This is a genomic window from Micromonospora sp. WMMD1102, from assembly GCF_029626265.1.
GTDB lineage: Bacteria > Actinomycetota > Actinomycetes > Mycobacteriales > Micromonosporaceae > Plantactinospora.
The window spans coordinates 100,014-120,824 of record NZ_JARUBN010000001.1; the positions used below are offsets into that span (position 1 = coordinate 100,014).

Consider the following 20,811-nt stretch of genomic DNA (forward strand, 5'->3'; position numbering starts at 1 on the left):
CGGCCGGCGCGACGACAATGCAACAATGACGAACTCCAGGCGTTGAGTCTCGGGTACGACGTGAAAGGGGGTGGACGGTGATGATGGCCGAACGCGACGAGCCGACTGGCGCGCTGGTGAGGCCATATGCCGTTACCCGTGGTCGTACCCGGCCGAGGCTTGACATCGCCCTGGAGGCGCTCGTCGAGACGACGGTGCGCGGTCGGTCCGCCGGCAACGGCAATGGCGGCCAGGGCCGGGAGCATCAATACATCGCCGCGCTGTGTGATGGTCGGCTGCAGTCGCTCGCGGAGATCGCGGCGCGGATGCAGTTGCCGCTCGGAGTGGCTCGGGTCCTGATCGCCGACATGGCCGCTGACGGCCTGGTGGCGGTACACGAACCGACAATCCTGGACGACTCAAACGACGCGGTGGGCACTGAACTGCTGGAGAGGGTGCTGAGTGGACTTCGCAGGCTCTGACATGTCGCACCGCCCAACGGCCGGGCGCGTGACATCGGCGAAGATCGTCATCGCCGGTGGCTTTGGCGTCGGCAAGACGACGCTGGTCGGTTCGGTCTCGGAAATCACGCCGCTGACCACCGAGGCGATCATGACGTCGGCTGGCGTAGGTGTCGACGACACCCGCCAGGTGCCGGGCAAGACGACCACCACGGTCGCCATGGACTTCGGTCGGATCTCGATCGACCGGGACCTTATCCTCTACCTGTTCGGCACCCCGGGCCAGACGCGGTTCTGGTTCATGTGGGACGAACTGGTGCGGGGAGCGATCGGCGCGGTCGTCCTGGTGGACACCCGTCGGCTGGCCGACTGCTTCGCGGCCATCGACTTCTTCGAGCACCGGCGGCTGCCGTACCTCGTGGCGATCAACTGCTTCGACGGTATGCAGTACCACGACCCGCAGGACGTGCGGGACGCGCTGGCGATCTCGAACGAGGTGCCGGTCGTCGCGTGTGACGCCCGGAACCGGGAGTCGACCAAGCACGTACTGATCTCGCTTGTCGAGTACGTGCTCACCATGCGGCGCTCGCGCGCCGTCGCCCCGGCCTGACCGGCGCGAGCTAGCCGCCCCGTCGGGAGTGGCCCGGCCGTAGGCCGGTGCCGGCCCGCCCGACGAGGTCGCCAGGGCCCGCGCCGGCCGACGGCTGTTCGCCTTTCGGCGGCCGGCCGCGTCCCGGTGGTGACGGCGCGGAACGCGCCCTCCGCCACCTGCCGGCCCCGGCCAGCGCCGTCGCGGCCTGTCCACTGTGGCGTCACGATGGCGAGTGTGCACTGTGTGCCCAGGTGGCGGCGGAGGCCCGGTGGCCCTGGAGGGGATCTGGCCCGGCCGGTTCAGGAGACCCGGCTCCAGGAGCCGGAGACCACGGTGAAGACACCCAGCGAGTCCGGTTCCATCCCGCCGTGCCGGATCGGCGCGAACGAGTACGATCCGGCGATCCCCTCGGTGATCTGGTTGCCCAGATAGGCGCGCAGCCGACCCCGGTCGACGCTCTTGCCGAGCCGGGCCGCGTTGACGATCAGTCGCAGCGCGTCGGACCCGTAGGGCGCGAAGCCGCTGAACGAGCCGTGCAGGTGGATGTAGCGGTAGGCGAATTCCCGCCGGTCCAGCCCGGCCGGGGTGGTGTTGGTCAGCGACGAGCTGTTCAGCGAGCCGGGATGCACCACGTACGCGCCCTCGACCGCGGACGCGTTCTCCGCCGAGAGGGTGTCCTCGGCGACCGCACCGGCGTCGAAGAAGATCCGGCCCCGGAATTTGCTCTGCCGCAGTGCCCTAGCCGCAGTGCCGGAGAACGGCGCGGTCCCCCAGACGATCACCGCCTCCGGATCGCGGTTGGTCACCTTCCGCACCGCCGGGCGGTAGTCGGCGTTCTCGGCGCGGGGCAGCCGGGCCACCTTGACGAGGTCGACGTCCACCGCCTTCAGGGCCGCTGTGAGGGCCCGTACGCCCGAATCGCCGTGCGGCCCAGGCGTCGCCACCAGACCGACCCGTTCGAAGCCCTGTGAGCTGATCAGCCGGGCCAGCGCCCGCGCCACGTCCCGGGCGTCCGGCGTGAGTTTGAAGATGTACGTCCGCTGCGCCAGCGGCACGGTGAGGTTGTCGGCTGCGGCGAAGGAGACGAACGGCACCTGCTGCTGCTGCGCGATCGGGACGATCGCCAGGGACGTCTCGGCGAAGCAGCCGCCGATCAGCGCGTGCACGTTCTCCCGGGTGGCCAGTTCCGTCGCGTGCTGGGCGGCGAGCCGGGGCTCGCTGGCGTTGTCCCGGATCACCAGCCGGAGGTTGCGACGCAGGTTGCCGACCGGCACGCCCTGCTCGTTGAACTTGTCAACGGTGATCTTCAGGGCCCGTTCCTGGAGTACGCCGAGGACCCGGCCGGGGCCGGTGAGTTCGAGGCTGGCGCCGACGACGAGTTCCCGGGAACCGGGCCCGGGCGGCCCGACCGGCCCCTCGTCGTTCGTTCCACAGGCGGCGAGCAGGCTGGTGGCGGTCGCCGCCAGCAGGCCTCGCCGGCTCAGGGTCCACGCCTCGACTGCCGGTCCGGCCATCGTTGCCACCCTCCATGCGCTGGTCGTAGGTGTCGCCCACGGTCCCGGGGTATGTTGGCTGCCCCTCCCCGGCACCGTCAACTCTGCACACTGTGGCGAGAAACACCAGGTCGACGTAGGGATGGGCCTGACTGGCCAGTCAGTCGAGGGTTCCTGACCGGACAGACCGGCCGGCGCTGTCGAGCGGCCGGTGCGCGGACGCGGAGGGTGCCCGAGCGAGTACGCACAGCCCGGCCCGGGAACCGCCGTCGCCAGCAGCCGTAGCGTCGGCCTGCGCAGACGTGGAAGACCCACACCAGCCGTCGGACGAGCACGGGCTTTGGTGTGGGTCCTCGATGTGCCGGCGGATCGGATCGGTCAGGAACGGTAGCTGGCGGAGCGGTACTCGTAGTCGCGGTTGTCGGCCCGCTCGTCCGGGTCCCGGCTGAAGTCCCAGCCTCCGGCGGCCTCCCGGCCCGGCCGGCCACCCACGGCGTAGCCGCCGATCTCCTGGCCGCGCCGCCAGCCCCGGAAGTACCCGGTGGTGTGCTCGGCGATCCTGGCCGCGTCGCGGACGATCCGCAGCGGGCGCTCGTCCCGCAGCGGCGAGCCGGGCACCAGGTTGGCCTGCGGCACCCGCTTGGGCAGCCCGGCGGTGGTCGAGGCGCCGACCGAGGGCCGGGCCGCCTGCTCGGCGGCCCGCCAACCGCTGTCGGCGGTCGACGACCACTCCACCTCGGCCTCTTCGGGGTGGCCGGTGAACCAGGCGGACCGGGCCGCCGCGAAGATCAGCAGGTCGCCGTCGCCCTCGTCGGCTACCGGCGGCGCGCTCGGCTCGGCGGTGGCCCGGCGGGGCAGGCCCGAACCGGCCTGTGCCGTCGGCTCGTCCCGGTCCACCAGACGCAGCGGCGGATTGTCGGTGGGCAGCCCGTTGTGCAGGGTGCGGTCCGCCAGCGGCGGCGGCTCGACCAGGCGCAGCGTGGGCGGCTCCGGCGGCAGGTCGTCCGCCTGCCACGGCGGGGTGACCCGCCCGTCGGCGGGCGCCGCGCTGACCGGGGCGTCCCGCTGCTCGGACTGGCCGCCCGGGTAGGCCCGGTAGCCAGACCCGCCGGCCCGGTCGTCCTGCTCGTCACCCGGGTTCACCAGCGGCCAGTTCGCCCGGGAACCGGGCGGTGCCGGTGGCTCGGGCCGAGTCGCCGGCACCGAGACCGTCAGTCCGGCGGCGGAGATCGTGCCCGGACGCGCCGCGCTCTCCCCGTTGGTCTTCGGTCGGGGGGTGATCGGCGTCGGGCGCCGCTCGCTGCGGGCGCTGTTGATGGCGGCCGTGGTCAGGGTGGCCCGGAACGGCTCGCCGGCCTCGGCCGGCGGGATGGCCCCGCGCTGCGCCGGCATCGGAGTCATCCCCGGAGGCGGCGGCGGCGCCGAGACCGGCCGGTTCGCCAACGTGTCGGCATGGTAGGCCGGTGGCGCCGAGGAGGGCGGAGCCGTGCGCGGCTCGCGGGGCGGCCCGGAGACCGGCACGACGGGCATGGAGAGCGTGGCCGCCGGTGACAGCGGTGGCGCGGCGGAGGGAGTGACCGGCTGCGGCGCCATCGGCGGCGGTGCGACTGGCGCCGGCGCGACCGGCGGCGGTCCCATCGGCTGCGGGCGGGCGGGCGGGCTGCTCGCCGCCGGCTGGTGCCGGTTGCGCCGTCCCGAGCTGGGCAGCGGCTCCCGCGTCGGACCGGGCAGCCCGGCGCCGACCTGCGAGGCAGCCTCACCAGCGCTGCGCCGGCCGGCCCGACGGACCGGCTCCGGGGTGCTGACCCGGGCGGTGAGGGTGGCGACGAGGGCGTCACAGCCGGCGTCGCAGGCGCGTACCGCCGCGACGGCCTGGCGTACGGTCTCCGCCGCCGCTGAGGTGAGGGCCTTGTTGGCGGCCCCCCGCCGAGGTGTCTCCGCGATGGCGACCCGGAGCGCGGTGACCGCCTCGGTGATCACGTCGGCCTCGGCGACGCCGTCCGCGGCGAGGTGCGCGGCGATGGCGTCGGTGGCGACCGAGGTGTCCCGGCCGCGTGCGGCGGTGCCGCTGAGCATGCCCGGCTCGGGCAGGGCGTCGAGCACGGCCAGCGAAACCGGCTCGGCCGGGTCCGGATACGCCCGCAGCGCGGCCGGGTAGAGCTCGCGCAGCACCTCGCGCAGGGCCACGGCGGCGGCGTGCCGCCCGTTGGCGAGCGCGGCGTGCGCGGCGAGCACCGGCTTGAACCCGGCGAGTTCGCGCGGTGCCGGGAGGGTGGCCGCGGAGAGCGCACCGGCCTGCAACGCCCGGGCGAGCCCGACAGCCCGCCGCTCGGCCGGGGCGGAGTCCCGCTCCTCGGCCGACTCGTCGTCGGCGAACCGTTCGGCGAAGTCGTCGACGGAGTCGTCGTCGGCGATGACCAGGGGACGTCCGGCCGCGCTGAGCAACGAGGTGACCATGTGGTCGTCGCTGTCCGCCGCGACAGCCGCGCCGCTCGGTCCGCTGCTCCGCTCGACGAGTACCGCGCCGAGCTGGGCGTAGCCAGCCGGGTCGTCGGTGATTTCGCAGACATGGAGCAGTCTGCCTGCGTCGTCGACCACCGCGGAGGTCAGCGTCGCGCCGGCCGAAGTCGGCCGGCCCGTCGTATCCGCAGAGGCCAGACCGCAGTACACCCGCACGAGCGCCACGGCGTCGTCCTCCTCCCGAGACACAAGTGGTGTGCCAAAGACTGATGCTCCCTGGTAAGGGGTCAGTCGCGCCAGTCCACGGCGGCAGAGATCTTGCCGATAATCGTGCGCCACCCGAGACTTGCGGTTTGTGCCCCGATTTTCTTGAGTCGCCGCCGACCACGGAATCCGCCGAGGCCGCCGGCAACGGTGGCCCGGAGTGCCTCGTCGAGGTCGTCCAGGCTGGAGCCGGAGGAAAGCATATCCAGTACGGCGGGGAGCCGGAGCGCGTAGGCCAGGTCACGAGCGACCTCGCCGGCCTCGATCAGCAGTGTCGAGTCCCAGACGTCGTGCCCGCCGCGCAGGTTCTCCACCACCAGGTCGAGCTCGTAGGAGTCCTCGTCGAGCGGGGCGACGTCGGCCGGCGTGATCCGCTCGACGAGCGTGTCCCAGGTGTCCAGATCGGCCAGGTCGTTCGGCGCGCCGGACCTGACGAATGTGACGAGCGCCTCAGGACTCTTGAACAGCAGCAGCTTGCCCCGGTGGGTGAGGAACGCCGGCACCTCCTCGCCGTCCTCCTCCGCCTCGGCGGCGGCCGGCTCGCCGTCGGAGTCGTCGGCGTCGGTCTTGCCGTCCCGCTCCGCCTCCTCCTTGTCGGCCTCGGCGAACTGGTCGGCGACCTCCTCGTCGAGGATCACGACCGTCTCGTCCTCGTCCTCCTCGTCGACCTCGGCCCGCCGGGACCGGCTGGCGAAGAGGTCGTCCTGCTCGCGGTCGGCGATGTCGGTCGGGGTCAGCTCGCTCGCCGGCCGGTACGCCCGCAGGGTGAAACCGGCACCCGACGGCAGGGCGATCTCGACCGGATCGATCCGGACCTCCTCCCAGAGCGACCGGTTCGGCGCGCCGGACGTCGCCGGGGCGTCCTCGGTGCCGGCGGTGTCGTCACTGGTTCCCGGGGAGTCGGCCTCGACCTGCCCGGGGTCGGCGACCCCGTCGCTTCCGGCGGACTCGTTGCCCGGCTCGTCGGTTTCGGGCCGGTGGGACGACTGGCGGGCCACGCTGACCTCCGTGTGCGCTCGATATGGGCACCCGACCCGGCGAGGGTTGCCGGCGGATCGGTGACTCTGCGCACACACCCTAGTAGGCCGGCGGCGAACGTGGACGCCGGCACCCCGTTGGAGTTTGCCGCGCATATTAGTAGTCTTGCTACCTATGAACGCCCAGGCGCTGCACGGCCATCTCGATGCGCTGCTGCTCGCGGTGCTGGAGCGGGGCGCGCTGCACGGGTACGCCATCATCGAGGCACTCCGGGCCCGCAGCGGCGGCGTGCTCGACCTGCCCACCGGGACCATCTATCCGGCGCTGCGCCGGCTGGAGCGGGCCGGCTACGTCAGCAGCGCCTGGAGCACGGTCAACGGCCGGGAGCGCCGGACCTACGAGCTGACCGGTGCCGGGCAGCGTGCCCTGGTCGGCGAGCGGAGCAGCTGGCAGGAGTTCAGCTCGACGGTGGCCCGGTTCCTCGGCGGGCCGGAGACGCCCGGCGCACCCGCCTGAGCGGCAATCCATCGACCCGTGCGGGCTTCAGGAGCGGATCGCCAGGTAGTCGCGTTCGGCGCCGGTCTGGCGCAGCCACTGGTCGCGGTACCAGCCCGGTCGGGCGGCGAGTTCGGCGTGGTCACCCCGGTCGGTGACGCGGCCACCGTCGAGTACGACGATCTCGTCGTACCGGTCCAAATCGGACAGTCGGTGTGTGACGAGTACCACCGTGCGGTCCGGGCCGGCGTGCGCGGTCGCCGAGCCGAGCACCGCGTCCGCGGCGGCGGGGTCGAGACCCTCGGTCGGCTCGTCCAGCACCAGGACGCCGGCCGGGGCGGCGAGCAGGGCCCGGGCCAGCAGCAGCCGCTGGCGTTGCCCGCCGGAGAGCTGACCGCCGTCCTCGCCGACCAGCGTGTCCCAGCCGGCGGGCTGCCGGCGTACCCAGTCCAGCAGGCCGGCCGCCGCGGCGGCGCCGGCCAGGTCGTCGTCGGTGGCACCGGCCCGGCCGAGCAGCAGGTTCTCCCGGATGCTGGCGTGGAAGACGTGCGCGTCGGCGAGCAGCCCGCCGACGATCCGGGGCAGCCGGTCGACGGGCAGTTCGGCGAGGTCGACGCCGTCGAGTAGCACCCGCCCCCGGTCCGGCCGCACCATCCCGGTCAGTACGCCGAGCAGGCTGCTCTTGCCGGCCCCGCTCGGCCCGACGACGGCGATCCGGGCGCCGGCCGGCAGGTCGAGGCTCACCCCGTCGAGCGCGGGCGGGCCGTGGCGGCGGTAGCGCAGGTCCACCCCGTCGACCCGGCAGTGCCACCGCCGGGCCGGGTAGCGGAGGTGTCGCGCCGCGTCGATCGGCTGTCGCGGGGTGTCGGCTGGCTGTCGCGACGCATCGGCTGGGACTGGGGCCGGGGTCGGGGCTGGGGCTGGGACTGGGGCTGGGGTCGGGGTCGGGGCGTCGCGGAGCAGGTCGGCGACCCGGGTCAGGCCGGTGCGCAGCCGGGTCCAGTGCCGTGCCGCGCCGACAAGTGCCAGGGCCGCCTCAACGGCGGCGAGCGTGCCGACCGCGAGGACCCCGACGAGTACGCCGGGCACCTCCGCCCGGAGCGCCACGGTCAGCACGGCGGCGCTGGTCGCACCGGCCACCAGTACCCCGAGCGCGTCCACCGCCCAGCCCACCGCCGCCGTCCGGCGTTCCAGCCCGGCCAGTTCGCGGGCCCGGGCGTCCGCCCGGTCCAGGGCCGCCCCGGTCGCGCCGAACGCGGCCAGGTCGGCGGCACCGGAGGTCAGGTCGACCGCATCCCCGGCGAGCGCGCCGCGCAACGGCGCCACCCGGGCGGCGGTACGCCGGGTGAGCAGCGCCGCCAGCACCGGCAGGGCGACCCCGGCTAGCAGCAGTCCGCCGGCCAGGGCCAGCCCGGCGAGCGGCTCGACGGCGGCGGCACCCGCCACGGCGAGCAGACCGACGAGCGCGGCGGCCGCTCCGGGCACCAGTACCCGGAGCAGCAGGTCCTGCACCGCCTCGACGTCCGAGACCACCCGGCTGAGCAGGTCGGCGGAGCGCTGCGTGCCGGCGGTACGCCGGGCCGCCAGCGCGGCGAAGACGCTGGCCCGGACCTCGGTGACGACCCGCAGTGCCGCGTCGTGTCCGGCCAGCCGTTCGGTGTAGCGCAGCACGCCCCGGCCGATCGCCAGGGCGCGTACCGCGACGATCGCGACGGTGAGGGTGTCCAGCGGCGGCCGGCCTGCGGCGCTGATCAGCAGCCAGGTCGCGGTCGCCAGCAGGGCGAGCCCGGCGAGTTCGGTGCCGGCGGCGAGCAGGCCGGCGCCGAGCAGCCGACCGAGGTACGGGCGGGCCAGCCGCCAGACGGTCCGTTCGGGGCGCAGCCTCACGCCACCACCTCCCGGGGCGCGTCCTCGGGCAGCCTCGCCGGTCCCGGGACGCCCACCGGGCCGGATCCGGCGGCCGGCTCGGAATGCGGAGGTGCGGGTGGGTCGGCGTGGGCGGCCGGGGCCTCCTCGGTGACCCGGCCGTCCTCGACCCGGAGCACCCGGTCCGCCTCGGCCAGCAGCGTCGGGCGGTGTGCCACCAGCAGTGCCGTACGCCCCTCGACCAGTCGCCGGGTCGCCGCGAGTACGGCCGCCTCCGCGCCGGCGTCGAGCCGGGCGGTGGGCTCGTCGAGCAGCACGATCGGGGCGTCCCGGAGGAAGGCCCGAGCCAGTGCGACCCGCTGCCGCTGGCCGCTGGACAGCCCGTGGCCGCGCTCGCCGAGCCGGGTGTCCAGGCCGTCTGGAAGCCCGGCGACGACCTCGGTCAGGTCGGCGTCCCGGATCGCGTCCCGGACGGCCGCCTCGGGCGCCTCCGGCGCGCCGAGTCGGATGTTGTCGGCCAGCGAGGTGCCGAACAGGTGGGCCCGCTGCGGTACCCAGGCCAGCTGCCGGCGCCAGCCCGCCAGGTCAAGGGTCGCCAGGTCCGTGCCGTCGACCGTGATCCGCCCGTCGCTCGGGTCGACGAAACCGAGCAGCAGGTGCAGCAGGGTGCTCTTGCCGGCGCCGCTCGGACCGATGACGGCGATCCGCTCGCCGGGCCGGATGGTGAGGGTGACGTCCCGCAGCGCGGTGGTGCGCTCGTACTCGACCGTGACCGACTCGAACCTGATCTCCCCGGGCCGCCCCGGTTGGCCGGCGGGCGGTAGCTGGCCGGCGCCGGATGCTCGGTGGCCAGCGCCGGATGCTCGGTGGCCAGCGGCGGATGCTCGGTGGCCAGTAGCGGGTGACCGGTCGGCGGATGGCTGGCTGGCGGGGGATGGCTGGCTGGCGGCAGTTGGTCGGCTGGCGCTGGCGCTGGCGCTGGCGCTGGCGCTGGCGCTGGCGGTGGTGGTGGTGCTGGCGCTGGCGGTGGTGGTGGCGGTGCGTGACTCGGGGTCGAGCAGGGTGAGCGCCTCGTCCAGCGCGGCCAGTCCCTCCTGGCTGGCGTGGAACTGGCTGCCGGCGGCGCGCAGCGGCAGGAAGGCCTCCGGGGCGAGCAGCAGCACCAGCAGCGCCGTCTGGAGGGCGAGTCCTCCGCCGAGCAGCCGGAGGCCGATCGGCACCGCGACCAGCGCGACCGAGAGGGTGGCGACCAGTTCGAGCACCAGCGCGGAGAGGAAGGCGATCCGCAGCGTGCCCATGGTCGCGCGACGGTGCCGGTCCGCCATCCCGCGTACCACCGTGACCTGGGCGGAGGCGCGGCCGAACAGGTGCAGGGTGGGCAGGCCGCGCACCATGTCGAGGAAGTGGCCGCCGAGCAGTGCCAACCGGCGCCACTGCCGCTCGGTGGCGGCCTGGGCCTGCCAACCGAGGAGCGCCCCGAAGATCGGGACCAGGGGCAGGGTCACCGCGATGACCAGTGCCGAGCTCCAGTCGGCGAAGGTCAGCCGGGCGAGTACCGCCAGCGGCACCGTGACGCTGAGCACGAGCTGCGGCAGGTAGCCGGTGAAGTACCCGTCGAGCGCGTCCAGTCCGCGTCCGGCCAGGGTGGCGAGCTGCCCCGTACGCTGCCCGGACAGCCAGCCCGGCCCGCGTCGGCCGACGCCGTCGAGCAGTTCGGTGCGGAGGGTGGCCTTTACCGTGGCCGCGGCGCGGGCCGCCACCGTGCCCTGTGCCCAGAGCAGGGCCGCCCGGCCGGCCACGCTGGCCAGGAAACCGGCCAGGGCGGCCCGGTCGAGTCGCCCGCCCGCCGCCTCGGCCAGCACCGTGGCCAGCGTGGTGGCCTGGGCGATCACCAGGCCGGCGGCGGCGACGCCGAGCCCGGCGAGCAGTCCGAGGTGACGCCGCGCGCCGGGAACCCGGCGCAGCAGGCGGGGGTCGAACGGCCGGCGGCTCACCGGTGTCCGGGCGGCGTCGGGGTCGGCTCGTCCGGCAGCAGCACGTTCGCGGCCCGGAACGGTGCCGGTGGCGCCGCGCTGTCCGACCGGCGTGGCCGGCGACCGTCGAAGACCCATATCCCACGCATCTCTCGGGGCAGCTTCCGTTCCTGGGGCAGCAGCTTCCGTGACAGGGCCAGTTTACTACGGGATGTAGTAATGGCCCGGCGGCTCAGTGCAGGAACAGCGACACCGGCAGCGCGACCAGGGTCGTCGCCAGCGCCAGCGCGGCCACCCCGGGCAGCCGTCCCGGCCGGCGGGCGTCCAGTAGTCGCTGCACCCGGGCGTCGAGTTCGCCGTCGGCGACCCCGAGCGCGCCGGCCGGGGTGACCCGGGAGCCGGCGCTGGCGAACCGGAGCAGCGCGGCGGCGAGCGGGGCGTCGGCGTGCAGGCGCCGGGCCTTGTCGTCGGCCCGCATCTCCACCAGCAGGGCGACGGTGTCGTGTGCGGCGCGTACCCACCGGACGCCGGGGAGGGCCCGGCAGAGCGCGGTGAAGGGGAGCAGCACCAGGTCGTGCCGCTCGTCGGCGTGCGCCCGCTCGTGGCTGAGTACCGCCGCGAGCTGCGCGCGGTCGAGCAGGCTCAGGGTGCCGGCGCTGACCACCACCTGCGGGCGTACCCCGGGCAGGCAGTAGGCGGCCGCGCTCGGGTGGTCGAGTACCAGGGCGCCGGGCGCGGCCGGGTCGTCCCGGGCCACCAGGGTCAGCAGGTCCCGGTGCCGGCGCTGGGCGCGCAGCGCGCCGAGCAGGCTCCGGGCCGTCGAGCCGAGCAGCACCACCGCCACGCCGACACCGACGCCGACCAGGCCGAGGTGCAGCACACCCAGGCCGGCCGGCAAATCGCCGCCGCCGAGGAGGTCACCGGCGAGCGACCGCAGCGCGGAACCGGTGCCCTGGCCGTACGGAGCGAGCCCGAGCGAGATCGGCAGGCCGATCGCGGAGAGCCCGAGGGCGAGCCCGACGAACTGCCAGCAGACGATCGCGATCCGGGGACTGTGCCACGCCCAACCGGCGCCCAGCCGGCCGGACCGGGTCAGGACCTGGGCGGCGAGATAGCAGGCCAGGGCGGCGAGCGCGAAGTGTGTGGCGTAGAGCATCGGCTCAGCCCCGCCGCTTCGCGGTGTTCGGCCGGTCGGTCGTCGCCACGGGGTCACCGGGTGTCGTCGGGAGCCGCGTCGGGTCCGACCCGGGCTCGTCGGCCAGCGCCGCGCGCAGCACCTCGGCCTCGGTCCCGGTGACCGAGCGGGCGAACCGGACCAGTGCGGCGTCCCGGCTGCCGGCCAGGTCCAGGGCGTCGAGCATCAGCCGGGCGATGTGCGCCTCGCGGCTGGCGGCCGGCCGGTAGCGCCAGGCCCGCCCCTCCCGCTCGCGCTCGACCATGCCCTTGCCGGCCAGCCGGTCGAGCACGGTCATCACCGTGGTGTAGGCCAGCTCACGGTCCCGCAGCGCCTCGGCCACCTCGCGGACGGTCGCTCCGGCGCCGGTGCCCCGGTCCCAGAGCACGTCCATCACCGCACGTTCGAGATCACCGAGTCGCGTCACGCGGCAATTCTACTACCTGCTGTCGTATAGTTGCCGACCTCGTCGGTCCCGTCCACACCGCGTCTAGCCGCCGGCTTTCGTCGGACGGCCCTGACGGTGACGCCGGAAGAGTGACGCGGGTGACGGTCGATGCGTCGTGGACAAGTTGGGTTGGACTTCACGCTGCGGACCGGCCCCATGTGGCGCTGCTCAGCCACGAGAACACGATCCGGCAGAGCGGTGTGATCCCCGGCTGCCCGGACCTGTTGGCGCCGGTTGACGATCTAGCCGCTGGCATCGCCGCGCACGGTAATCTCTGTCTAATGATTTCGCGGCGGAGGACGAGTGCGGCATGAAGAGAGTCGGACCCGATGTCGAGGGGCACCTGGTCGATCTTGAGGATGTCCCGTTGGCTCAGGTGCTGCTGCTCGACGAGGACGAGACCGTCCTGGCCAACTCGATCCGGAGGGTCATCGATGCGGCCCAGCGGCACCCCCAGGACACCGTGGCAGCGTTCAACAACTACATCTGACGCGCTGCTGGCAAGGTGAGCTGGAACAGTGCGGTCGATTCCGACAGGGTTGTCGGTACGCCGGTTCGGCAGGTGTTGCTCAAGGTCCATAGCCGCTGCAATCTGGCCTGCGACTACTGCTACGTCTACCAGCACGTCGACCAGACCTGGCGGAGCCGGCCGAAGGTCATGTCCCGACCGGTGGTCGAGATGGCGGCGAGGCGGATCGCGGAACACGCCCGGCGGCACGAACTCGCTCGCATCACCGTGATCTTCCACGGTGGCGAGCCGTTGCTGGCCGGCCCGGACCTCCTCGACCACGCCGCCCGCGTCCTGCGGGCCACCGTCCCGGCCAGTACCGCAGTGGACCTGCGGATCCAGACCAACGGGGTGCTGCTGGACGAGGCGTTCCTCGACATGTTCGCAGAGCACGACATCCGGGTCGGTGTCAGTCTGGACGGTCCGGCGGTGGCGAACGACCGGCACCGGGTCTTCGCCGGTGGCCAGGGGAGCCACCGGGCGGTCGCGCGAGCGCTGCGCCGGCTGCACCAGGAGCGCCACCGCCACCTGTACGGCGGGATCCTGTGCACCGTCAACCTGGAGAACGATCCGATCGAGGTGTATCGGAGCCTGCTCGCCTTCCACCCGCCCCGGCTGGACTTCCTGCTGCCGCACGGCAACTGGACCACGCCACCGCCGGGCCGGCGAACCGACACCACCGACGCTCCGTACGCCGATTGGCTCGTCCGGATCTTCGACGACTGGTACGCCACCCGGCCGCAACGGACCGGCATCCGGCTGTTCGAGTCCATTGTCGACCTGCTGTTGGGTGGGCGCAGCGGCAGCGAGGTCGTGGGGCTGAGCCCGAGCGACCTGATCACCGTGGAGACGGACGGGGCGATCGAGCAGGGCGACGCGCTGAAGACCACCGAGGAGGGCATGGCGGCCACCGGCCTGCACGTGGCCTCGGCCTCCTTCGACGAGGCGATCGAACAGCCGGGTATCAGCGCCCGGCAGTCTGGTCTGGCCGGGCTCGCGCCGTCCTGTCGGTCCTGCCTGATCGTCCGGGTATGCGGCGGCGGCCTGTACGCCCATCGCTACCGCGCCGGAAACGGATTCGACAACCCGTCGGTGTACTGCCCGGACCTGACCCGCCTGATCCTGCACATCCGCGCCCGGCTGAACGCGGAACTCTCGGCGCTGCGTCGTCCGGGCGCCGACTGATCGACCGGACGCACGCTCCCGGAGATGTCGACCGCACGCTCCCAGGACCATCGGCCCCAGGCTCTTGGCACGGTCAATTGCCGGCTCTCAGAACTGGAGCAGATCGAACTCGCATTCCGATCGACCTCGCGCGAGTATCGCGGCGGTCAGGGGATGTTCCCGGCCGACACTCTGACTGGCCCGTGCCAGCAGATCGGCCCGGAACTCCACCAGCCCGTCGACGTCCCCCAGCGCGGTCCGGCTCGCGGCCAGATTGCACCCGGCTGTCAGCAGATCCGGGTGCATCTCGCGGAAGATGCGGCCCATCGCGTCGTACACCTGCCGCTCGGTCGTGAGCGCCGCAGCGGGGTCGCCGGCGGCGAACCGGACATTCGCCGCGATCACCGAACATTGCAGGGTGTACGGATGGTCTTCGTTCAACCCGGACCGCACGTGGGAGTGGGCGGTCGTGGCAGCGCGTTCGTGGTGGCGTTGTCCACGATGCGGTTGGCGAGGATGCTGACGGCTTCGATGTACTCGTCCTCGTTGCGGCGCAACCGCACAAGCTGGCGCAGCCCGTCCCGCCGGTAGGCCTCGCTGAACACGTCCCGGTCGTACTGCACCGCCTGGACCACCTCCGGGACGTGCCGCGGCGGCAACCAGAGGACGGGGAGCAGCGCCGCCGAGCGGGCGCCGCCGGTCGCCTCGTGCCGCCCCACGCGGTCCGCGAAGATCTGCCATTCGCGGCCGCACGGTCCGCTTGCGAAATACCGGGGCGAAAAGAGGGCCACGAACGAAGACGCGTTGACCAGGGCATCCACCAACGTAGCCGACCAGGTGGCGCCGATCTCAATGCTGTTCTTGTCGAAAAATCCCACCTCGGCGTTGCTTGCCATCCCCGCCCGGACCCGGACCTCAGCGCAGAGGTCACGGTAGAACCCCTCCACGTAGGGGTCGTCGTCGCTGCGTGCGTAGCTGAGAAAAGAGGTGCAGACGGTGCGGGACACCGGCCTGCTCCGCGGTCACCCGAGCGACCCCCCGTCCTGCCGTTGTGAGGGTTAGTTAGGGATGCGGATCTGAACGCGTCACGCGTACATCCGCACCAGACATCATGCCTGCCCGCTGGACGAATGCGTAGTGATGGGGAACGGGATAAATCGGTGCGCTCGTCATGATCCTAATGTGCCCGCGCTGACCTGGGGTGATTCACATTCTCGGTACTCAGTTGATCGGGGGCTCTCGTGCCTGTCTCTGGTGGCGACCGTGCGGTAGCAAGGAGGTTGCGGCTTCCGGTCACGCGGCCGGAGCCACCCGGGAGGTGCGACTTGGATCAAGAATCCTTCGGTCCGGTGCCACCTGCGCCTACCCGCCGGTTACCCCGGCCTGGTTGTATCGCGTGTTGCGGTCGTGCCGCTGGTAAGTCCAGAATGGAACCCGCTGCGTTGGCGCGGCTTCGCGGCAAAATGATCTAGGAAACCCGACAAGATGAACCACCCTGTCCGAGGAGGAGCTGTTGACACAGTTCTTCCTCAGTCGTGCTGTGGGTGACGACGACAGCTACGCGATCCGCTTCTTCCACGACCTGTCGATCAGGGTCCGAGAGCTCTCGGGCGTGGACAGCGACGTCGGATTCGTCGAGTCGGTGGAGAGTGGCGGTCGTTCGCCCTGGTCGACGGCGGCTCGCGACGCGCTGACCAGCTGTCAGGTATTCGTCGCCCTCTGCTCGCCGCGATACTTCCTCAGCGAGCGGTGTGGGCGGCAGTGGGGGCTCTTCGCGGAGCGCCTCCGGCAGTACGAGAAGGAGACCGGACGGCGTGCTCCGGCGCTGCTCTCCGTGCTCTGGGCCGACAGTGAAATCGTCAAGACCAACAGCGAGCCCGTCCGGCAGTTGATCCGGCTACGCAGTCACCGGCCGCGCTACGAGGCGCTGCTCGCCGTACTGGCCGGCCAGATCGCGAGTACCGTCGAAGAGCACCGGATCCCACCGAGCAGTCCGAACTTCGACCTGGCCAAGGTGCCGAACGCCTTCGGGTACACCGCAGTCGGGCCCTCCGGCCGGACCGGGCACGAGTCGAGCGTTCAGACACCAATCCGGAAGGATCTTGCTGGCACGGTCAGCCAGCGGGTGCACTTCATCGTAGCGGCGGGCAGCCGGACCGAGATGGGCGGCATTCGAGAGGATCTCCGATTCTACGGCGACCGGGGAAGAGATTGGGCCGCTTACCGTCCGGTGCTGCCGGAGCCGCTGGTCGCGCACGCCTGCGCACTCGCGGCCGACCGCCTCTTCGGGTCCGACGTGGCCGATCTCGTCGATCTATCAAACCGGCTCGACCGAGCGCGCCGCAACAACGAGATCGTCGTGCTGCTGGTCGACGCATGGATCACACGCCTCGTGTCCTATCAGCGGATACTCGCCGAATTCGACCGTCGCTCCGATCCGAGTGTCGCGGTGCTGGCGCCGGCCAGCCTGGCCGATGCGGAAACGGTCCGGCACGGCGGGGAACTCCGGGCAGGACTGGTGCGGATGCTACCGCACAGACTGGCGCGTGAGGACCAGCTTGTCCGTACCGAAATCGACAGCCCGGAGGCCTTCGAAGCTGACCTTGTGGCGGCGCTGGAGGAGGCACAGAATCGTATCTTCAGCAACGGCCGGGTGTTCCGCCGACCTGCCCGGAACGATCCTGTCGAACGTCCAATCCTGCGGGGTCCGTAATGGACGGTCGGAACTCCGAGCGGTTTGCCCGCGTGCTCGACCCACTGATCACGGAGATCGTGGCGGAGAATCTCCGGCTGCCCGAGTTCGACCCGAACGCCGAAGCCCGGTCCGATCCGCGGCGGGTGGCAGGCAAGTTCCATCCACTCGCCGGAATTGTTCTTCAACCCTGGCTGATTTTCAGTTCGAAGGTTGCTGAGGACCAGCAACGCTGCGACGCAAAGGGGCCGGTCGAGAACCCTGGCGTCGCGCTACATACCTGGTGGGGTGATGATCATGAACAACCCTGAGGACGGTCAGCAGTCAACCGGCCGGATCATCACCTTCTATTCGTACAAAGGTGGCACGGGCCGGACGATGGCGTTGGCCAACGTCGCCTGGCTGTTGGCCAGTAACGGCTACCGAGTGTTAGCCATCGACTGGGACCTGGAGTCTCCCGGCCTGCACCGCTACTTCCATCCGTTCTTGGTCGACAAGGAGCTGCGCGACTCGCACGGCGTGATCGACCTGGTCCGTGAGTACGCCAAGGCGGCGACGCGGCCGGCTGAGGACGGCTCGGGGGTGCTGGATTCGGCCGAGGTGTCCGAACTGGCCCGGGTCCAGCGCTACGCCAGCTCGCTGGAGTTCCCCTTCCCGAACGACGGCGGGATCGACCTGGTGCCGGCGGGACGGCAGGGCCCCGAGTACTCGGCCCGGGTCAGCACCTTCAACTGGGACGACTTCTACGACCGTCTCGGCGGCGCGGTCTTCCTGGACGCGTTTCGCAAGGACCTCCGAGCCAACTACGACTACATCCTGATCGACAGTCGGACCGGGCTCAGCGACACCGCCGGCATCTGCACCGTGGTGCTGCCGGACGTGCTGGTCAACTGCTTCACCATGAGCACCCAGAGCATCCAGGGTGCGGTCTCGGTGGCCCGGTCGATCCGCAACCACCGGCGGGGCCGACCGGTCCAGATCTACCCGGTACCGAGTCGGGTGGAGGACGGCGAGCAGGTCAAGCTGGAACGCAGCCGTACGCACGCCCGGCAGCAGTTCGAACCCTTCGTCCGGGCGCTGGAACGGCAGAACGTCGACAAGTACTGGGGCTCCGTCGAGATCCCCTACAAGGTCTACTACGCCTACGAGGAAATCCTCGCCGCGTTCGGTGATCGGCCCCGCCAGGAGGGGACGCTGCTGGCCGCGTACGAGCGACTGGCCGGGATGGTGATCGGCTCGCCAATCGAGCTGCCGATCCTGATCCCGGAGGCCAACCGGCTGCGTTGGCTGGCCGACTTCGAACGCCGTACCCCACTGACGCCGGGCGAGGTCGTGATCAGTTACGTCCTGCGGGACCGCATCTGGGCCGAGTGGATCGCGGCCGAGTTGAACCGGGTCAGCATCCCCAGCCGGCTGGTCGAGCAACACCTGTCGGTGGACGAGGTCGGCCGGGCCGACCGGATGCTGGTGCTGCTCTCCCAGGAGTACGCGCGTTCCCGCGACGCGACGCGGCTGTGGCGGCGCGGACACGAGAGGGAGCACAACGGCCCTGGTCGATTTATCGTCCCGATTAGGTTGGACACCACCCCCACCCCGCCGGTGTTCGAGGAGCGGGACGTGGTGGACCTGCACGGGGTGTCGGCGACGCGGGCCCGGGACACTCTCCTGACGGCCCTCGACCTGGTGGAGGTGCCGTCGTCACCCGGTCCCGGGAGTGGTGGCCAGACCTGGCCGCGGTTCCCGGCGGCGCTGCCCCCGGTCTGGCGGGTACCGGCTCGGAACCCGGCGTTCACCGGCCGGGCCGCCATCCTGGAAACCCTGCGGAACCGGCTGCACCGGCATCCGACGGCACAGCCCCTGGCGTTGCTCGGTCTGGGCGGCGTCGGCAAGACCCAGATCGCCCTGGAGTACGCACACCGGTTCGCCGCCTACTACGAGATCGTCTGGTGGATCTCGGCGGACCAGCCACAAATCGTCCGGACCGAGCTGGCCAAACTTGCCGGACAGCTCAAGCTACAGTCCGGGCCGACCGTGAACGAGCAGGTCGACGCCGTTCTCCAGGCGTTACGGCAGGGCGACCTGTTCCCTCGATGGCTGATCATCTTCGACAACCCGGAAGAGCCGGAGCAACTCCGGGAGTTCCTGCCCGACGGCCCCGGAGACGTCATCGTCACCACCCGCAACCAGAGCTGGACACACGTTGCCGAGTACCTGGAGATCGGGGTCTTCGAGCGGACCGAGAGCGTCGAGCTGATCTCCCGGCGAGTCGAGACGATGGTGCCGAGCGACGCCGACGCGGTGGCCGAGCGACTGGGCGATCTTCCGTTGGTGGTGGAGCAGGCGGCGGCCTGGTTGGCCACCACGGCAATGCCGGTGCGGAACTACCTGCGGCTACTGGACACCCGGCTGCCCGAGATGTTGGCGGAGAAGCCGCCCCAGGGCTATCCGACCTCGGCGGCGGTCGCCTGGAACCTGTCGCTGCAACGGCTGCGGGAGAGCCGGCCCGCAGCCGCCCGGCTGCTGGAACTCTTCTCGTTCTTCTCCCCCGAGCCGATCCCGACCTGGCTGCTCCAGACGCCCCGGATGGTCGAAGAGTTGGCCAAGGTCGACCGGGCGATGCGGGACCCGCTGCTGCACGGATCGCTGATCCAGGATATCGGTCGGTATGCGCTTGCCCGGGTTGATCCAACAATCAACGCGATTCGGGTTCACCGGCTGGTACAAGCGGTGATCAGGGACGCGATGAGCGTCGAGGCGAGGGCGGAGAGTCGGGTGCAGGTGCAGGAGATCCTCGCGGCCACGTCGGCCGCGAGGCAGGGTGGGGTGGACGACCAGGAGAACTGGTCGACCTACGAGGAGCTGCGCCCCCATCTCGAGCCTTCCGGCGCGCTGGAGTCCCAGGACGACGCGACGCGACAGCTGGTCCTCGACATGGTGCGCTACCTCTGGCTGCGCGGAGACCTGGCCGGCAGCGAGGAGTTGGCCGAGGCGACCCTGAAGCAGTGGTCGACGATGTTCGAGGTGGAGGACGCCCTGGCGCTGCGCCTGCGCGTCCAACTCGCCAACGTGGTGCGGAACGCCGGCCGTTTCCAGGAATCGTTCGCGATCAGCCGGGACGTGCTGCCCCGGCTCGAGGGCTTGGTGGGCCCCGACCACTTCTACACGCTCGAAGCGGCGGGCGGACTCGCCGCCGACCTGAACGCCGCGGGCGAGTACACGGAGGCGGCGGAGCGGAACCGGACGAGTTGGGCTCGCTGGCGGAGCGCCTACGGCGACGACTTCTTCCGGACACTGGGTGCCGCGAACAACGTGGCGTGGTCGGAACGGTTACTCGGGAACTACGGCGAGGCGGCCCGGATCGACGCGGACACCCTGCGTCGTCGGCGAAAGGTGCACGGCGGGCGGGACAGGCGGACGTTGCACTCGGCGGTTGCCTACGGTCGCGACCTCCGGGCACTGGGCGACCTTGCCGCGTCCCGCGAAACGCTGACGAAGGCGCTGGAGGAGTGCCGGAGCGTGCTCGGCGACGACGACAAGGTGACCCTCTGGGCAGCCAGGAGCCTGGCGGTGACGATCCGCCAGATGGGCCAGCCACAGGACGCCGTCGCGCTGCTCGACGACACCCTGCGCCGATCACACCAGGTGCTCGGCGAGCGCCACCCGGAGACCAAGCAGTGTCTGCTCGAGTCCGCCTGTCTCCGGTCCGCACTCGGCGAGCACGTCGCGGCGCAGCAGCAGGCGCGAGAGGCGGTGACCTACTTCCACGAGAAGTCGGGACCGGACCACCCGCTCACCCTGGGCGCCGAGAATGACCTCGGTATCTTCCTGCTCCGGGCCGGAGATGCCGCAGCCGCGCTGCCGATCCTGGCGGACGCCGCCGAGCGGTTCACAGACCGTCTCTCGGAAGACCACCCCTACACCCTGGCCTGTCGGCTCAACATGGCCAACGTGCGGTTCGCCACCGGCGACGCCGCGGATGCCCGACGGCTCGATGAGCGCACTCAGAGCAAACTGGTGGAGCGGTTGGGCGGGAAGCATCCGACGACGATCGCGGCAACGGCCAACCTCGCGGTCAGTCTCCGGGAGACCGGTGCCGTGCACGACGGCCGACGGCAGCTCCACAAGGCGCTCGAACTGTCCCGTCGGGTCCTCGGCGAGGAGCATCCCAGCACCGCCGCGATCCGTGACGGCCAGCGCACCAACATCGATATCGAGCTCGAACCGAGCTAGGAGTTGCGACCGTCGGGTGGCAGGACGTCGACGG

18 protein-coding genes are annotated in these 20,811 nt (G+C 71.7%); 8 read left to right on the top strand and 10 right to left on the bottom strand.

Going from position 1 to position 20,811, the window contains the following annotated elements; all coding sequences use genetic code 11:
- The first annotated feature begins 83 nt into the window (after positions 1 to 83).
- Positions 84 to 461, top strand: coding sequence for a DUF742 domain-containing protein (locus O7626_RS00670; protein WP_101371820.1), 378 nt, complete (start codon positions 84 to 86; stop codon positions 459 to 461).
- A gap of 1 nt (position 462) precedes the next feature.
- The gene (locus tag O7626_RS00675; protein ID WP_101369592.1) at positions 463 to 1,050 is read left to right on the top strand and encodes an ATP/GTP-binding protein; all 588 of its coding nucleotides are present in this window, start codon (positions 463 to 465) and stop codon (positions 1,048 to 1,050) included.
- A gap of 281 nt (positions 1,051 to 1,331) precedes the next feature.
- Here O7626_RS00675 and O7626_RS00680 read toward each other — a convergent pair whose 3' ends face one another.
- From O7626_RS00680 to O7626_RS00690, 3 genes are all read right to left on the bottom strand, one after another.
- Positions 1,332 to 2,546: an ABC transporter substrate-binding protein gene (locus tag O7626_RS00680; protein ID WP_278058184.1), complete on the bottom strand. Its 1,215-nt coding sequence runs from the start codon at positions 2,544 to 2,546 to the stop codon at positions 1,332 to 1,334.
- Between the two features lie 357 nt (positions 2,547 to 2,903).
- Entirely contained in the window at positions 2,904 to 5,234 is a 2,331-nt protein-coding gene (locus O7626_RS00685) for a transposase (RefSeq protein WP_278058186.1), read from the bottom strand.
- A 38-nt stretch (positions 5,235 to 5,272) separates the two neighbouring features.
- The gene (locus O7626_RS00690) at positions 5,273 to 6,247 is read right to left on the bottom strand and encodes a DNA primase (RefSeq protein ID WP_278058188.1); all 975 of its coding nucleotides are present in this window, start codon (positions 6,245 to 6,247) and stop codon (positions 5,273 to 5,275) included.
- Positions 6,248 to 6,401: 154 nt separating this feature from the next.
- Here O7626_RS00690 and O7626_RS00695 point away from each other — a divergent pair, with 154 nt between their 5' ends.
- Positions 6,402 to 6,743, top strand: a complete 342-nt coding sequence (locus O7626_RS00695) for a helix-turn-helix transcriptional regulator (RefSeq protein WP_278058190.1) — start codon at positions 6,402 to 6,404, stop codon at positions 6,741 to 6,743.
- A gap of 27 nt (positions 6,744 to 6,770) precedes the next feature.
- Here the strand turns inward: O7626_RS00695 and cydC are convergent, their stop codons facing one another.
- From cydC to O7626_RS00720, 5 genes are all read right to left on the bottom strand, one after another.
- Positions 6,771 to 8,675 carry a thiol reductant ABC exporter subunit CydC gene (cydC, locus tag O7626_RS00700; protein ID WP_278066011.1) on the bottom strand — a complete coding sequence of 635 codons (1,905 nt, stop codon included), beginning with the start codon at positions 8,673 to 8,675 and terminating at the stop codon, positions 6,771 to 6,773.
- Positions 8,606 to 10,582 (bottom strand): thiol reductant ABC exporter subunit CydD, encoded by a 1,977-nt coding sequence (gene cydD, locus O7626_RS00705; protein ID WP_278058192.1) that lies wholly within the window; start codon positions 10,580 to 10,582, stop codon positions 8,606 to 8,608. The genes cydC and cydD overlap by 70 nt, the downstream gene beginning before the upstream one ends.
- Complete coding sequence (locus tag O7626_RS00710; protein ID WP_278058193.1) at positions 10,579 to 10,710, bottom strand: hypothetical protein; 132 nt, start codon at positions 10,708 to 10,710, stop codon at positions 10,579 to 10,581. Before O7626_RS00710 ends, cydD begins: the two co-directional genes overlap by 4 nt.
- Before the next feature lie 83 nt (positions 10,711 to 10,793).
- Positions 10,794 to 11,717, bottom strand: a complete 924-nt coding sequence (locus O7626_RS00715) for a M56 family metallopeptidase (protein ID WP_278058196.1) — start codon at positions 11,715 to 11,717, stop codon at positions 10,794 to 10,796.
- 4 nt (positions 11,718 to 11,721) lie between these two features.
- Complete coding sequence (locus tag O7626_RS00720; RefSeq protein WP_278058198.1) at positions 11,722 to 12,162, bottom strand: BlaI/MecI/CopY family transcriptional regulator; 441 nt, start codon at positions 12,160 to 12,162, stop codon at positions 11,722 to 11,724.
- A gap of 331 nt (positions 12,163 to 12,493) precedes the next feature.
- Here O7626_RS00720 and fxsA point away from each other — a divergent pair, with 331 nt between their 5' ends.
- Positions 12,494 to 12,673 (top strand): FxSxx-COOH cyclophane-containing RiPP peptide, encoded by a 180-nt coding sequence (gene fxsA, locus O7626_RS00725; protein ID WP_278058199.1) that lies wholly within the window; start codon positions 12,494 to 12,496, stop codon positions 12,671 to 12,673.
- A gap of 15 nt (positions 12,674 to 12,688) precedes the next feature.
- Positions 12,689 to 13,876, top strand: coding sequence for an FxsB family cyclophane-forming radical SAM/SPASM peptide maturase (locus tag O7626_RS00730; RefSeq protein WP_347404736.1), 1,188 nt, complete (start codon positions 12,689 to 12,691; stop codon positions 13,874 to 13,876).
- Between the two features lie 87 nt (positions 13,877 to 13,963).
- Here O7626_RS00730 and O7626_RS00735 read toward each other — a convergent pair whose 3' ends face one another.
- Positions 13,964 to 14,308: a hypothetical protein gene (locus tag O7626_RS00735; RefSeq protein ID WP_278058202.1), complete on the bottom strand. Its 345-nt coding sequence runs from the start codon at positions 14,306 to 14,308 to the stop codon at positions 13,964 to 13,966.
- Positions 14,293 to 14,862, bottom strand: coding sequence for a TIR-like protein FxsC (locus O7626_RS00740; protein WP_278058204.1), 570 nt, complete (start codon positions 14,860 to 14,862; stop codon positions 14,293 to 14,295). The genes O7626_RS00735 and O7626_RS00740 overlap by 16 nt, the downstream gene beginning before the upstream one ends.
- An 827-nt stretch (positions 14,863 to 15,689) precedes the next feature.
- On the opposite strand from O7626_RS00740, the gene fsxC reads away from it, so the two are divergent.
- The 3 genes from fsxC to fxsT are packed head-to-tail and all read left to right on the top strand — an operon-like array spanning position 15,690 to position 20,777.
- A complete protein-coding gene (gene fsxC, locus O7626_RS00745; protein WP_278058206.1) occupies positions 15,690 to 16,568 on the top strand; it encodes an FxsC protein in 879 nt (292 codons plus the stop codon).
- Between the two features lie 32 nt (positions 16,569 to 16,600).
- Positions 16,601 to 16,858, top strand: coding sequence for a hypothetical protein (locus O7626_RS00750; RefSeq protein ID WP_278058207.1), 258 nt, complete (start codon positions 16,601 to 16,603; stop codon positions 16,856 to 16,858).
- Positions 16,845 to 20,777: an FxSxx-COOH system tetratricopeptide repeat protein gene (gene fxsT / locus O7626_RS00755; protein ID WP_278058209.1), complete on the top strand. Its 3,933-nt coding sequence runs from the start codon at positions 16,845 to 16,847 to the stop codon at positions 20,775 to 20,777. The genes O7626_RS00750 and fxsT overlap by 14 nt, the downstream gene beginning before the upstream one ends.
- Positions 20,778 to 20,811 lie beyond the last annotated feature (34 nt).